The 14,337-nt window shown below is 55.7% G+C and carries 13 protein-coding genes; 2 read left to right on the top strand and 11 right to left on the bottom strand.

Going from position 1 to position 14,337, the window contains the following annotated elements; genetic code table 11:
• Positions 1-4: 4 nt before the first annotated feature.
• The 11 genes from ASC86_RS11260 to ASC86_RS11210 all read right to left on the bottom strand — a co-directional run bounded on the left by ASC86_RS11260 (position 5) and on the right by ASC86_RS11210 (position 12,398).
• Positions 5-853 (bottom strand): ABC transporter substrate-binding protein, encoded by an 849-nt coding sequence (locus ASC86_RS11260; protein ID WP_056320638.1) that lies wholly within the window; start codon positions 851-853, stop codon positions 5-7.
• Between the two features lie 45 nt (positions 854-898).
• Positions 899-2,533 (bottom strand): choline dehydrogenase, encoded by a 1,635-nt coding sequence (locus ASC86_RS11255; protein ID WP_056320635.1) that lies wholly within the window; start codon positions 2,531-2,533, stop codon positions 899-901.
• Positions 2,534-2,966: 433 nt separating this feature from the next.
• Positions 2,967-3,437 carry a MaoC/PaaZ C-terminal domain-containing protein gene (locus ASC86_RS11250; protein ID WP_056320632.1) on the bottom strand — a complete coding sequence of 157 codons (471 nt, stop codon included), beginning with the start codon at positions 3,435-3,437 and terminating at the stop codon, positions 2,967-2,969.
• Between the two features lie 69 nt (positions 3,438-3,506).
• Positions 3,507-4,946, bottom strand: coding sequence for an amidase family protein (locus tag ASC86_RS11245; protein WP_056320629.1), 1,440 nt, complete (start codon positions 4,944-4,946; stop codon positions 3,507-3,509).
• A 29-nt stretch (positions 4,947-4,975) separates the two neighbouring features.
• Complete coding sequence (locus tag ASC86_RS11240; RefSeq protein ID WP_056320627.1) at positions 4,976-6,529, bottom strand: class I adenylate-forming enzyme family protein; 1,554 nt, start codon at positions 6,527-6,529, stop codon at positions 4,976-4,978.
• On the bottom strand, positions 6,526-7,377 hold the full coding sequence (locus tag ASC86_RS11235; protein ID WP_056320624.1) for a polysaccharide deacetylase: 852 nt from the start codon (positions 7,375-7,377) through the stop codon (positions 6,526-6,528). Before ASC86_RS11235 ends, ASC86_RS11240 begins: the two co-directional genes overlap by 4 nt.
• Positions 7,374-8,555, bottom strand: a complete 1,182-nt coding sequence (locus ASC86_RS11230; protein ID WP_056320621.1) for an acyl-CoA dehydrogenase family protein — start codon at positions 8,553-8,555, stop codon at positions 7,374-7,376. Before ASC86_RS11230 ends, ASC86_RS11235 begins: the two co-directional genes overlap by 4 nt.
• Positions 8,552-9,343: an SDR family oxidoreductase gene (locus ASC86_RS11225; protein ID WP_056320620.1), complete on the bottom strand. Its 792-nt coding sequence runs from the start codon at positions 9,341-9,343 to the stop codon at positions 8,552-8,554. Before ASC86_RS11225 ends, ASC86_RS11230 begins: the two co-directional genes overlap by 4 nt.
• 190 nt (positions 9,344-9,533) lie before the next feature.
• Positions 9,534-11,255, bottom strand: a complete 1,722-nt coding sequence (locus ASC86_RS11220; protein WP_200943805.1) for an NAD(P)/FAD-dependent oxidoreductase — start codon at positions 11,253-11,255, stop codon at positions 9,534-9,536.
• Entirely contained in the window at positions 11,206-11,592 is a 387-nt protein-coding gene (locus ASC86_RS11215; RefSeq protein ID WP_056320617.1) for a RidA family protein, read from the bottom strand. The genes ASC86_RS11220 and ASC86_RS11215 overlap by 50 nt, the downstream gene beginning before the upstream one ends.
• A gap of 215 nt (positions 11,593-11,807) precedes the next feature.
• On the bottom strand, positions 11,808-12,398 hold the full coding sequence (locus tag ASC86_RS11210; protein ID WP_056320613.1) for an adenylate kinase: 591 nt from the start codon (positions 12,396-12,398) through the stop codon (positions 11,808-11,810).
• A gap of 234 nt (positions 12,399-12,632) precedes the next feature.
• Here ASC86_RS11210 and ASC86_RS11205 point away from each other — a divergent pair, with 234 nt between their 5' ends.
• Positions 12,633-13,379 carry an electron transfer flavoprotein subunit beta/FixA family protein gene (locus tag ASC86_RS11205; RefSeq protein ID WP_056320611.1) on the top strand — a complete coding sequence of 249 codons (747 nt, stop codon included), beginning with the start codon at positions 12,633-12,635 and terminating at the stop codon, positions 13,377-13,379.
• Positions 13,380-13,404: 25 nt separating this feature from the next.
• Positions 13,405-14,337: an electron transfer flavoprotein subunit alpha/FixB family protein gene (locus ASC86_RS11200; RefSeq protein ID WP_056320608.1), complete on the top strand. Its 933-nt coding sequence runs from the start codon at positions 13,405-13,407 to the stop codon at positions 14,335-14,337.

Raw genomic sequence — 14,337 nt, 5'->3', positions numbered from 1 at the left:
TTGTTTAGTCGTCACCGTGAATTGTTGCTTTGTCGACGGAAAGGCTGGACATACCCCACGCCTCCATTACCTTGGCGTACGAGCCGTCATCGATGGACGCCTGAATTACGCCCCTGATTGCTTCGGCAAGACCAGCTTCCCCTTTTGGCAGGATGAAAGCGACCGCTCCCGGCTTGAAGTTCTCCGACGCAAGAAGCTCGAACTGATCAGGATTTTCCTTGACGTAGTACGCACCACTCGGGCTCTGAACGGACACAACATCAACGCGTCCAGATCGGAGCGCGAGAAGGCCTGCGGTGTCCGCATCAAAGACTGAAATCTCGATGCCCTTCTTTCCGGCTGCCTCGCATTCCTTGCTGATCGTCTCGATGTTCACTTGAGACGTGGAGGCAATGACCCCTGCCCTTAGCCCACACAACGACTGTTTTTCTGTTATGTTTTTCGGGTTGCCTTTGGGAAAAACAACGGTCCAACCGTCCTTGGCGTAGTCCACAAGAAGGTATTTCTGTCGTCGTTCCTCGGTATCAACCACGCCGTTGAGCAGGATATCATAGCGCTTGCTTTCCAGCCCGCTGAAGAGAGAGGCAAACGATGCAGACTTCCAGTCGACGCCCAAACCCAATGACTTCGCCCAGATTGCCATCAATTCGGGCTCGTATCCGAGAAGAGTTGTCCCGTCCTTGTCGTAGAACATGTATGGCGGGTAACCGATACTGGTTCCAATGACGAGCGTGCCTTTCTCCATCAAAGCCTGAGGGACTTTGGCAGATAGGTCTTCAGCAGAAGCTCCCGTACAGCTGAAACCCAAAGCTGCGATTGCGCCCAGCAGCGTCATGCGAACTCGAAACGTCATGTCTTCCTCCTTCTTTGAACCCCTTGGTTGCTTCAGTTCAGTGCTTTAGTTCTCCGCCAGGATGATTTCGGAGAGACGTTCTCCGATCATGATGGTTGCTGCGTTGGTGTTCGCAGAAACTACGACCGGCATGATCGATGCATCCGCTACCCTCAGCCCTTGAATTCCATGCAATCTCAGGGTCGGATTAACGACGTTCATACGATCTCCAGCAGGTCCCATCTTGCAGGTGCCCGATTGGTGGAATGCCGTAATGACATTCTCGTCGATCCAATTGTTGAGTTCATCCTCGCGATGGAGGTTCGGACCAGGAGAGATTTCCCGCTTACGGTAGGGGTCCATCGCTGGCGATCCCACGACCTTGCGAACGATCTCAATGCCTTCTCGCAGAGACTGCCGATCAACCGGGTCTTGGAAGTAGTTCAGATGAATTTCCGGCGTGTCTCGCGGGTCCTTGCTACGCAAACGCAGCTGTCCCCTACTATTGGCGCGCATAAGGCCGATGTGGTTCTGGAAGGTCGGGAACGGATAGGCCTTGTATGAATCCGGCATCAAGGCGACGGGGAGCAGCTCAAATTTTATGTTGGGCCTGTCCAACCCGTGACGCGACTTTAAGAAAGCCGCAGCTTCAAATTGATTACTAGCGCCTAATCCGGACCGACGAAGGAACCAGCGAAGACCGGTCAGAAAGTTGCGAGGGAACTTCATCGCTGACAGCAGAGAGTCTGCTGGGTCCTTGCACTCAAACTGAACAGCGATGTCAGGGTGGTCCTGGAGGTTCTGACCGACGCCAGGCAGGTCCAACGCTACCGGGATATTCAAGCGCATGAGGGCTTCGGCGGGCCCAATGCCCGAGAGCATAAGAAGTTGGGGGGAATTGATTGCGCCGCAGGATACGATCACCTCGCGAGACGCCCTGAAAATCTCAGTCTTTCCTCGTAAAACGACCTCAATTCCAACTGCCCGCTTCCCCTCCAGGAGAACCCGGTTCACGAAAGCGGCCGTCAAGATCGTCAGGTTCTTCCGGTTTCTGACGTCCTTTGTCAGATAAGCCTTGGCGGTGCTGCTGCGTGCGCCGTTACCAATCGTTTGTTCATTCGGGCAAAATCCTTCTGGATCATGCGCGTTTGTGTCAGGATTTACCTTGTATCCTGCCTGCGCGGCGGCAACGAGCCATGCCAGATTTAACCGCTTTGTGTACATGTCCGTGGCAACGCGCGTCTGTATAGGACCGCTTCCGCCACGGTAGGTAGTATCGCCCCAACAGGATGACTCGGCGCGCTTAAAGAGAGGTAGTACCTTCTCATAGCTCCAACCCGTGCAACCGTGGACGGTTTCCCAATCGTCGTAATCTTGAGGCTGCCCTCGGGTGTAAACCATGCCGTTGATTGAAGACGAGCCACCCAAAACCCTTCCGCGAGGCAAATCAATCGTCCGGTTCTTAATTTTCGGGTCGGGCTCGGAGCGATAGTGCCAGTTGAAACGGTCGTTATCGAGGAGTGTCCCGACGGCGGCTGGCATATCAATCCGCCAGTTTGCGTTATCCGGACCTGCCTCTACGAGAAGGACTCGGTACTTCGACTTCTCGCTCAACCTGCTGGCGATTACGGCACCAGCTGACCCTGCCCCAACGACGATAAAGTCGAACTGCTTGCCTTGTGGAATTGCTGCCTGTCCCATGTCTGGATTCACCTCAGGAGCTGCACTCGCGCGCCACTTCGTTTAGGCCGCATGCCCGAGTTTTGCTCGTTCCCTTATTGTTACGTTTTTTGATGTTGTTGATCTTGAGTACCACTGTTTCCAACGGGTTACGAACTAGAATGAAGCGCGTGAGACTGTAGGAAAACTATGGCTTCTTATCGGAGCCGTTTGCTGGCCGTGACGACTGGCTCGATGGGATCACATCTGAATGACCGACTTCAATGGCGGGTCACCGGACTTCCGAGATCGGCCGGTGAAACTGACGGCGTCTGAATATGGTGCTGAACGCGACGTCGGTAGTTAAGCGTTGCAGTTTGAGGAAACCCGTAAGCGCACAGCTACGTAGGTTTCAGAGCGCCTTCTAGCTGGCCGCAGGGCTCCGCTGCCTTGGGGGCGGCGGAGCCAATCCTAACTAGGCGGCAGCCTTCGAGTGGAACATCACCTTCCATTCGCCTTCCTGGCAAACGGTGCCCTCCTGATTGCGCACCTCGACCCAAAAATTCACGATGCCGCGAGCGGGGTTCTTGGTCGGCCGAATGCTTGCGACCTTTTGTGCAACATGGATGGTGTCGCCGATCTTGACCGGGGCTTTCAGGTCCCAGGTCATGCCCAAGAAGGCGATGGCAGTGCCTTCCTTAATACCAAGCCGGAACTCAAGGCCCGTCGCGATAGCAAATACAGCAGGCCCGTGGAGAATGCGCGTACCGAACGGAGTTGTCTTGGCAAATTCTTCGTCGGTGTGAACGGGATTGTAGTCGCCGGTCATTCCAGCAAACATCACAATGTCTGCTTCGGTGATCGTGCGGCGGGGGCTGGTCCAGTTCTGATCGACGACGAAGTCGTCAAAGAACAATGCATTCGGGCCGACGGTAAGTTGGGTCATATTCGCTCCTTAGATTTGAATACTAGTTCGTCTTTTTTCGGACCGCATCGTTTTGAGAAATGCGGCAATTCAAGCGTGAAACTGATGGGCGTATCGTCCGATCCAGGGAGCAGCCTCCTCAAGCTGCGCCGAGATTTTCAGTAGGTCCGCCTCGTGACCGAAACGTCCAACGAGTTGCACGCCGACCGGCAGGCCGTCCTCTGTCCAAAAAACTGGGACGTTGGCAGCGGGCTGCCCGGATGCGTTGATGATGGCCAAGAACGTCGTGTAGAGGCCCACTGCATTCCGGAAGGTCCGGAAATCCGTATCCATCGAATGGGTACCGATGGGTGCAGGCAACTGGGTCAGTGTCGGCGTAAGCACGAAGTCGTAGTCGACCATATACACCTCCATTTGCCTGGTGATGCTGTGGAACCGATTGATCGCAAGAGCATAGGTCTCGGCCGACAGGGTTTTGCCAATAAAGTAGGCATCCAGGATGGCAGGTTCTAAGGACGTTCGCAGATCGATATCCGGCTTGGCCCGAAGCATACCATTCACGGTCATGGTGACACTGGCGGCGAGCACGTCCTGGTGCGCCCGAAGGAAACTGCTGTACTTGATTGGCGCAAATGGAACATCAACGACTTCGTGGCCAAGTGACCTTAAAAGGCCAGCGGTGTACTCAACCGCAGCCACACATTCGTCAGCGACCTTTATATCGTCGAACGCCGTCGTCCACATTGCGATCCGAAGCGGCCTTTCGAATGGCTGGTCCAGAAGGTCGAGGTATTTTCCCGGAACAGGCGGGGCAGCGTAAGGTGCACCAAGTTCCATACCGACAACACCATCCAGTGCGGCAGCTGTATCGCGAACGGTTCTCGTGAGCACGCCGTCAGCCGCCAACCCGCCCCACGCCTCTCCTCTGGACGGGCCAATCGGCACCAAACCTCTGGAGGGCTTAAGACCAAAAACGCCGCAGCAGGCTGCGGGAATTCGGATGGAGCCACCGCCATCGCTCCCATGCGCGATGGGCACCACGCTGGTGGCGACTGCTACTGCGGCTCCTCCACTGGACCCGCCCGCCGAGCGCGCTTCATCCCACGGGTTAAGTGTTGGGCCACCGTTTTGGACGGCTTCCGTAGTCGGAGCCATGCAAAATTCAGGAACGGTGGTGCGCCCGAAGGAAATGAAGCCATCTTCGATAAAACGTTCGTTTAATGTCGCATTGATAGATGATTTCATGGCTCCGAAAAGCCGCGATCCAACACTCGAAGGCAACGTTTTCGATGCCAGACCCGAGTCCTTCAGAAGGAATGGAAGCGCTCCAAACTGGCCCTTTGGTGTCGCCGACCTAGCCGCGTCAATCGCCCGCTCACGGTCAACATAGCAAAGTGCATTGAGCGTGGCGGCACGCCCATCACCGATTTCGATGGCACGCTCCATAAGCTCAACAGGCGTGACTTCCCGGTCATGGATAATACGCGCTAACGCAATTCCATCTAGCTTTTGGTATTCGGACAATTGCATTGAGTGGCCCCGGTCTCTGGTATCAACTTTCAGCGGTTAGCAAGCAGCCCTTCGACGCGTTCCTTCAGCGCCTTCTTGTCGGTCTTTCCAGTTTTGCCTTGAGGGAGTTCGGTCTCGAAGACGATTGTCCGGGGCACCTTGAAGTCCGAAAGGAGACCTTCGACGTGCGAGATCAGCTCCTCCTGCGAAACTTCGGAGCCGTGGCGGCGCACGACCACGGCGACGGGAACTTCGCCAAAAATCTTGTCTGCTACGCCGATGACGGCAGCGTCCTGCACACCAGAATGGGAGATAAGGGCTTTCTCCACTTCCGCAGGGGATATGTTTGCCCCACCACGAATGATGATCTCCTTGATCCGGCCGGTAATGTAGAAGAACCCGTTCTCGTCGCGCCTTACAAGATCACCTGTTTTGAACAGTCCATCGCTGAGAGCTTCGTCGGTCATTGACGGATTCTTGAGATATCGGTCGAGCGTTGCCGCTGCCCGCACAAAAAGCTCACCATCTTCGTTCGGCCCGCATTCGTTCCCATCGGCACGAAGAATTTTCACCGTTGCTCCGGGGGCAGCTCGACCAATCGAACCTTCGGGCAGTGGCGTCGGATCATCAAAATAGCGTCCGAAAACCGGCGTGCATTCTGTAAGAGCGTAGTAGTTTTCCAGCTCTTTCCCGAACTGCGAGACGAAGCGTTTCTCTACCTCGGAAGTGAGAGGAGCGCCCGCGCAGATCAACTTCCTCATCTGGGACAGATCGAATGTCAGCGACCGCTGTTCGCAATACTCCATCATCATGGAGAACATGGTGGGAACTCCGTGATAGACGGTCGCCTTGTTCTCGACCAAGGCAGCGAGTACGTCGCGCGGGTGGAAACGTCGCAGGATAACCACGGTACCGCCTGCTTGGAGACTGGTCGCAGCAGCCGTCGAAAGGCCGTACAGATAGCCGAGTGGCAGTGCGACGAGCGTGATGTCATCGGAGGTGATGCCGAACATCCGAGCCAACGCGGCCGGGCCGTCCATCTGAGCCGCATGATTCAGGATGATCGCCTTCGGTGCCCCGGTCGTCCCAGAGGTATAGATGACCAGGAAGTCGTCCTGTGGCGTTACGACAGCAGAGTCTAGCAGTCTGACTGGCAGTTGAGTGGCGAGTTCTTCCATGGGAACGAGTAGAGCGTTGGATACAGCTGCCTTCGCAGTTTCCGCGACCACCTCATCATGGAAGAGCAGCTTCGCCTCGCTATGAGCGACCGTATACTCGACCTCCGAAGGTGTCAGGTTCGGGTTCACGGGGACGAACACCGCTCCGATTTTTGCCGCAGCATAGTAACAGTAAAGCTGCTCGGGACGGTTTTGGCTGAACGCAGCGAACGCGTCTCCCTTCCCAATCCCCCGGGACCGGAGATGCCGCACTGTGTTCTCGATACGCTCGATGAGGTCGGCATAGGTGATGCTCGTGCCTTCAAATACCAGCGCGATCTTAGCTAGGTTTCGCCGCGCACTTGCCTCGAAGGCCGCATAGACTGACGGGAACTCGGGTTCGAGGTTAAATGTCACTTCAGACGCCTTCTTAACGGTCGTGTTCATCGATTGGTCTCAACAGATGGATGGGTCGCGGACGCTCTCCAGGCGAGCGCCGCGTCGGCGACGGTCGAAAACGAGGTGCCTGGCGTCGCTTTCATATGATCAATGAGCTTGGAGAGCATTGCGATCCGAGGGCCCCGGCCAATGATCTGAGGATGCATTGTCAGGGTGAAAACTCCCCGATCTATCGTCGACGAGAAGTCGAACTCACCCTTCCATAGCTCGAACACCTCAGCGGGTGTTCGCATCCCCTGGTACATCGGCTTATTCAGGAACATGAAATGAGGGAAATCGTCCAACTCCCATGCGACCGGGACTTCGACGACCTTCGACGGCGGCCCCGGTCTGAAGATTTCTTCGGAGACCTCGTAACCTCGCTGCGCCCAGTATGGCGAATAGTCGTCGGCCATCAGGCTACTGTCGTAGAGAAAGCCCCGCTCTTCCAACAACTCGACTGAATTGGTGGAAAGGTCCCATGCAGGCGACCGATAGCCCACGGGCTGGAAATCGTTGCCAAGGGAATTGCGCAACTTCGACTGTGATCGATCCAGGAGGGAAGCCTCTTCATCGCGGCTCAATCCAATAGGCGTCTCGTGGCAGTATCCGTGGACGCCAATCTCGTGACCGGCCTCCAGGATGGTCAATGTCTCAGCAGGAAACGATGCTGCCGTGTGGGCAGGAACGAAAAATGTCGCTTTAACCTGCTTCTCGGACAGGAGCTGCAATACGCGCGGTAGGCCGACGTTTGCGCCAAACTCGCCCCTCGACATCGGATTTGCTGTCGTTTGCTTGAGTGAACTGATCCACAGCGAGACGGCGTCAAAATCGAACGTCAGACAAACTGTTGTCATTGGACCAGCCCGAGGTAGGCACGTTCCTCGTCGCCTGCCATTCTTCGAGCAATCACGATGCGGTTAATGTCGTTGGTTCCCTCGCCAATCGTGTAGAGCAGTGCCTCTCGGTAAAGCCTTTCGACTGCGTATTCTTGGATATACCCTGCCCCACCGTGAACATTCACGGCTTCGTGGGCGATCTCAAGGGCGGTGTCACTGGCATATAGCTTCGCCATAGCGCTGATCATATCGCACCGACCGCCACGCTCTTTCATCCATGCAGATTCCATGGTGATGAGACGAGCAGCTACCAGCTTCGTCGCCATATTGGCCAACTTCAGCTGGATTGCCTGATGCTTGTCGATGGTGACACCGAAAGTCACGCGCTCCGACGCATACCTGACTGCTTCAGAAAGGGCATTTGCAGCGAGGCCAACGGCGCTGATGCCGATAGCGATGCGGCCGATTTCCAGCGATTCGAAGAGATGGTGGAACCCCTTCCCTTCAACATTGCCAAGTGCGTTCGCCTTGGGGACAGTGACCTTGTCCATTTCAATCTGGACGGTGTCGACGAGACCCATACCCATCTTGTGGAAGGTTGTCGTCACCTGGATACCCGTCCACTGCTTCTCGACGACGAGTAGCGTGAACCTGGTCTTGGTGTCCGGGCTTTCCTTCGGGTGCTTGACGAGAGTCAGAAGCAGCGTCGCGCGCGCTCCGTTCGTCACGTAGGTTTTGCTCGCGGTGAGGCTATAGGCGTCGCCATTGTCCTCGGCAGTGGCGCGAATAGCTTGCAGGTCGGAGCCACACCCAGGCTCGGTCAGGCACAGCGAACCACGGTGTTCACCGGTGGCCAGCCCAGGAAGGTACTTCTCCTTCTGCTGATCAGTTCCGTAGGTCTTGATAGCGTGGGCAACAGTGGAGTGGCTGTTGATGTAGGCGGCAAGAGTGGTCCAGCCGCGCGCAATAACTTCCATTACGGCCGCAAACACCGGCACTCGCAAGCCAAGCCCACCGAAGTCTTCAGGCACCGCAATGCCAAACAGACCCAACTCCTTCATCTCATCGACGATTTGCTGCGGGTAGGCGTTGTCTCTCTCAAAGACCATCACGTTCGGCCGCACGCGCTCCTCGATGAACCGCTCAACGGTCGAGACAATTTCGTTCTCTTCTGGCGTAAACTGATCGTAGTTCATTTTGCGGTCCAACCACCGTCGATTACAAAGGACTGTCCGTTGATGTAGCTTGCAGCTTCCGAAACCAGGAACGCGATCAACTCAGCGATCTCCTCCGGCTTCCCCTTCCGATTGGCTGGCACAACGCGCGACAGCCAGCTGTTGTCGGACCCTGCCCCGCCCATCTTGGCTGGCGCGTTTTCACCGAGAAGCTTGGCAGAATTGCCGCGTACGTTTGTTTCGATAGCACCCGGGCAGACGGCGTTTATGGCAATGCCCTTGCTCGCGTATTCGCATGCGATTTGCTTCGTCAGGCCGATGAGACCGTGCTTCGAAGCGGTGTAAGCAGGCCCGTCGGCGTAGCCAGCGATGCCACCAATGGAGGAAGTATTGATGATCTTCCCCTTCCCAGCTTTCAGCATGTGCGGAATAACGGCACGAGACGCCCAGAACGGACCCCGGAGGTTCACGTTCATGATCTGGTCCCAAAGGCCGTCCGTCGTCTCCAGGATATTTACAAAACCATCGAAAACAGCTGCGTTATTGATCAGCGCGTCAATTTTTCCATGACGGGCAATTACGCCGTCGACAAGAGCCTCGATCTGGTCGAGATAGCGCACGTCAGTGCGCACGTATTCAGCGACTCCGCCATTTTCCGTTACAGCTTTCGCGGTCGCGGCACCTTCATCGTCGAGAACACCCCCGATGATAACAACTGCCCCACGCTCCGCGAGCAATTCAACGGTCGAACGACCGATACCGGTTTCGCCACCCGTGATGACGACAATTTGGCCTTCCAAGCCGCTCATTTCGACCTCCTTGCACTAACCACCAGAAGGTGAGTACCAAAAAGTATGCAAAACTGACTGATTAGTATGTTAGTCGGAGACGTTTGTGAATGCAACACCAAATGACGCTACAGCCGTTTATCTGCTACCGGGAACGCAACTCCTCGCGTTCCCAACCTTTGATGAACTGACGTGCTTCGGGAGCCTTGCGCTACTTTGCGCTCGGCACAACCGTAAATGGCGCGGGTTTGCGAGTCGTGTCGCGCTTAGAACTCGGGAACTTTTTCCCAAGATCAGCGATGATTTCACGGGCTGCATTATGCCCCGGAACACCGTTGACACCCCCACCTGGATGGCAAGCGGCACCGCACATGTACATGCCCTTAATGGGAGTGCGATAATCCGCATAGTGCTGGATTGGACGACGAAAAAAGACTTGGTCCAAACTCATCTCGCCATGGTGAACATGGCCATCGACCATCGCGAACATCTCTTCAATGTCCTTGGGTGTCAGAATCTGTGCATGGATGACTTCCTTGTCGAAGCCCGGCGCATAACGGCAGATTTGGTCGAGAACGATATCGAGCATTTCCCGCTTGGATGCATCGTCCCACTCCCGTCCATTCAGCTTATAGGGAACATGCCCCCCCATGATCTGTACGACGTGCTTGCCTTCCGGAGCGACAGTTTTGTCAAAAGCGCTGGGAGTTGTGATCCAAAGGTAGGGGCGCTTCGACATCTCGCCGTTCTGAGCCGAGTAGAAAGCCTCTTCCAGCTCATCGGAATTCTCCGCGACCACTATGGAACCAGGATTTGGTTCGTTAAGTCTCCGCTCATCATAAGCGGTCCAACGTGGCAGAGCATTGCATGCAAGGTTGATTTTGAACGCAATCGACTTCGTCCGATGCCGTTCAACCTGCCCCTTCACATCCTCGCTCAGGTGCTCCTTCCCGATGAGATCGAAGTACGTCATCTTCGCGCCCGCGTTGGACACGATGGTCTTTGCCGTGATATGTTCGCCATTGGCCAGCTCGACACCGACGGCTTTGCCGTTCTTAATGTCAACCTTCTTCACGGACTGACCGGTTATAACTTCAACGCCCTCTGATTTCGCGACCTTCAAGAGCGCCTCGGAGATAGCGCCCATGCCCCCCTTGATCAGACCGCCTCCGCCGACTTCAGTCGTGTTGTCGCGAAGATATGGTCGGGCAAGCACGTAGGCCGAACCCTGCGTTTTCGGGCTGATAAGGCCTGCAGAACCGGACGCGTAGCTACCAAACGCAGTCAGGACTTCATCGCTTTCGAACCAGCGCTTCAGGTAATCGTAAGCGCTCAACGTGAGCAAATCCCAAACGTCATAGACCTTCGCGCCGATATCACGCATGCGCCAGGCCAGAGCCATGGTCTTTGCGATATCAGAAACCTTGCCGGTGGTAGGATCGACTGGGGTCTCCCAAAGCAGGCGACGGATGTACGGGATAACCGACATCATATGCGCGGAGAACTTTGGATAGTTCTCAGCGTCCTTCTTGGAGAACTGCGCGATCTCCTCAGCCAGGCGCTTTTCGTCCGGCCAGAAGACGATGCTCTTGCCACTCTCGAACGGCTGGAAGGTCGGGGGAACCGGTATAACCTCGACGCCATTTCGCACAAGATCGAGGTCCATCATGATTTTCGGCTGGAGCATACTCATCCAGTAGCTTGCGACCGAAATCGTGAAGCCCGGCCATACTTCACGCGAGATTGCAGCGCCACCTACGAAAGGCTGGCGCTCAACGACGCAAACCTTAAGGCCCGCTTTGGCTAGATAGCATGCACACACCAAGCCATTGTGCCCACCGCCAATAATTACGACATCATAGGATTTCATGTTCGTGTTGCCTTTACGGGACGACGGCGATGACTTCAGCTTCCAGAACCAGGCGCGGGTCATACAGTGCCGCCTGCACCATCACGCTCGACGGCGGGCATTCCTGATTCCAGTAATTCGCGCGCACTTTGCGGATTGCAGCCAACGTTTCTGGCTCGAAGTTGCTGACAAAGCAGGTCATGCGAGCAACATGGCTGTAGTCGAGGTCTGCTGCTGCCAGGGTCGCCTTGAGATTTTCAAACACCGCAACAACTTGGTCTTCGAGGGACGATACGATGGGTTCGCCACTTGCATCCGTACCGACATGCCCGGTCGAAACGAAAACGCCGCTCCCCTTCATCACGACGCCCTGCGACAAACCCGGCCACTCGGTCCCCGGGGCATTAACAGCTTTCAACATCCTACAGCTCCTTCGTCCCACCTGCGTGGATTTGGCCAACGATAGGCCTCCAAAATTACGATGTACAGCAAAACAGACCTTTTATCCAAATAAAAATACCCATTGGTATAATTTTATCGGCTAGGCACAGTTTACCCCTGGCAAACTCTGACTTTCGACACGGCTCGTTTCCCCGGAACATCCTTGGGTTAGGGAAAAATACCCAGCAGAGACGCCTACGAACTTACCGTCGAAAGCAGCCGTTCAATCTCGCTAGCGACTTCATCAATCGTCGCCATCCCATTGACCGAGTGCAGTAAACCAAGCGCCCCATAGAAGGCGGTCACCGGTGACGTCTTCTCGCGATACTCGACGATACGGCGCTTCAGGACTTCTGGATCGTCGTCGGACCTTGGGGCTTGTCCCTTCGCCTGAGCTTCTTGCGAGCGCTTCTCGACCCGGGCGGCCAAGGCATCCTCGTCGACCGTAAAGGAGATTATCGCATCGAGCGGAGCCTCCAATTCCCGAAGCATGTCTTGGAGCGAAAGCGCCTGCTCTACCGTACGCGGATACCCGTCGAGGATAAAACCACGTCGGCAATCGGACTGCACCAACCGCGCCCGGACTGCGGCGGTAACAACTTCGTCGGGCACCAAATTGCCCGCATTCATGTATGCAGCCGCCTGTAGGCCAACTTCACTGTTCTGCTCAACGGCGGCGCGCAGCATGTCGCCCGTGGACAGCTGAGGGATACCGTGTCGCTCCACAAGCGACTTGGCCTGAGTGCCTTTCCCGGCTCCTGGTGGCCCCAGAAGGATAATTCGCATCTTTATGAACCTCTCTTAGGATACCCCGCACCACTGCGGACTAACTGCTCATTTTTTTTGACCCGACAGTCCGCTACCTCTCTTTTCGCGGTTCAGCAACCGGTCAAAGCAGTGCATCAAAAGAAAAACTGACTTATTGGTATTTTGATTTGACTAAAGGGTATGTTTTGTTAGTTTCGCGCCCGATGGAGAGATCGACGGCGTCTTTTGGCGCTCAGATACAAAGGTGAGACAATGAAAATCCTGGTGCCAGTCAAACGAGTCGTCGACTACAACGTCAAAATTCGAGTGAAGCCCGACGGCACGGGCGTCGACCTCGCAAACGTCAAAATGGCAATGAACCCTTTTGATGAAATCTCCGTCGAAGAAGCGCTCCGAATAAAAGAACGCGGCGAGGCAGAAGAGGTTGTCGTCGTATCGATTGGACCGGCGAAGGCTGAAGAAACCCTTCGGACGGCTCTGGCGATGGGAGCTGACAGAGCAATCCTGATTGAAACTGACGATACCGTTGAACCCCTCGCAGTCGCGAAAATACTCAATGCAATCTCAGCCGAGGAAGGTGTTGGGCTGGTCATCGTTGGTAAGCAGGCAATTGATGACGACTCCAATCAGACGGGGCAGATGCTCGCAGCTCTCGCCGGATGGCCACAGGGCACATTCGCGTCGAGCATCGTGATTTCCGATGGCAAGGCAACCGTTACTCGTGAAGTTGATGGTGGCTTGCAAACAATCGCTATCACTTTGCCAGCCGTGGTGACGACCGACCTTCGCCTGAACGAGCCGCGCTACGCCTCGCTGCCCAACATCATGAAAGCCAAGAAGAAGCCGCTCGTTAAACGCGCGGCCACGGATTTCGGGGTCAATACCGCCGCTCGCCTGAAGGTTCTGAAGACCGAGGAGCCCGCAGGCCGAAAAGCTGGGGTGAAGGTCTCGAACGTCGGTGAACTGATCGAAAAATTGAAAGCAGACGCGGTCATCTAAGCTGGCGCGATAAGGAGTATCACATATGTCCACTCTTCTCCTGGCTGAACACAACAACCAGACTTTGTCCGAACAGACGGCTCGCGCACTGACTGCGGCCACTCAGATCGGATCAGACGTTCATATCCTCGTTGCAGGCAAAGGCGTTGACGCTGTGGCGGAACAAGCCGCCAAACTGCAGGGCGTTGCCAAGGTAATCGTCGCTGAAGCTGATGATCTGGAAAACGCTCTCGCTGAGCCACTCGCCGACCTCCTGAAAACCCTGGCGGCGGGCTATAAGACGATTATCTCGGCGGCCACTTCAGTTGGCAAAAACGTAATGCCGCGAGTAGCCGCCCTCCTCGACGTAGCTCAGGTGTCGGAAATCACTGAAGTGGTTTCTTCGAACACATTTAAGCGTCCGATTTATGCCGGTAACGCGATCCAGACTGTCCAGACGTCTGATTCCAAGCAGGTCATTACCGTTCGCACCGCATCCTTTTCCGCTGCCTCCCAAGGCCCCTCTGCTGTCGCCGTCGAGAAGACGGCGGCAGCGCCCTCTCCCTCAGTGTCCACTTTCGTATCAAACTCGATTTCGGAGTCTGAACGACCCGACCTTACGTCGGCAAAGATCGTGATCGCTGGCGGCCGCGCTTTGGGTTCATCTGACAAGTTCAAGGAAGTGATCCTTCCAGTTGCCGACAAGCTCGGTGCGGCAGTTGGCGCGTCACGTGCTGCTGTCGATGCTGGATATGCTCCGAACGATTGGCAGGTTGGACAGACCGGTAAGGTCGTTGCTCCCGACCTGTACATTGCCTGTGGCATTTCTGGTGCCATCCAGCACTTGGCGGGCATGAAGGACTCGAAAGTCATCGTTGCCATCAATAAAGACGAGGAAGCCCCGATCTTCCAAGTTGCAGACTACGGACTGGTCGGGGACCTGTTCGAGGTTCTCCCCGAATTCGCAGCCAAGCTCTAG

It is taken from the genome of Rhizobium sp. Root1212 (assembly GCF_001424985.1).
GTDB lineage: Bacteria > Pseudomonadota > Alphaproteobacteria > Rhizobiales > Rhizobiaceae > Pararhizobium.
This window is presented reverse-complemented; position numbering and strand designations above follow the sequence as displayed.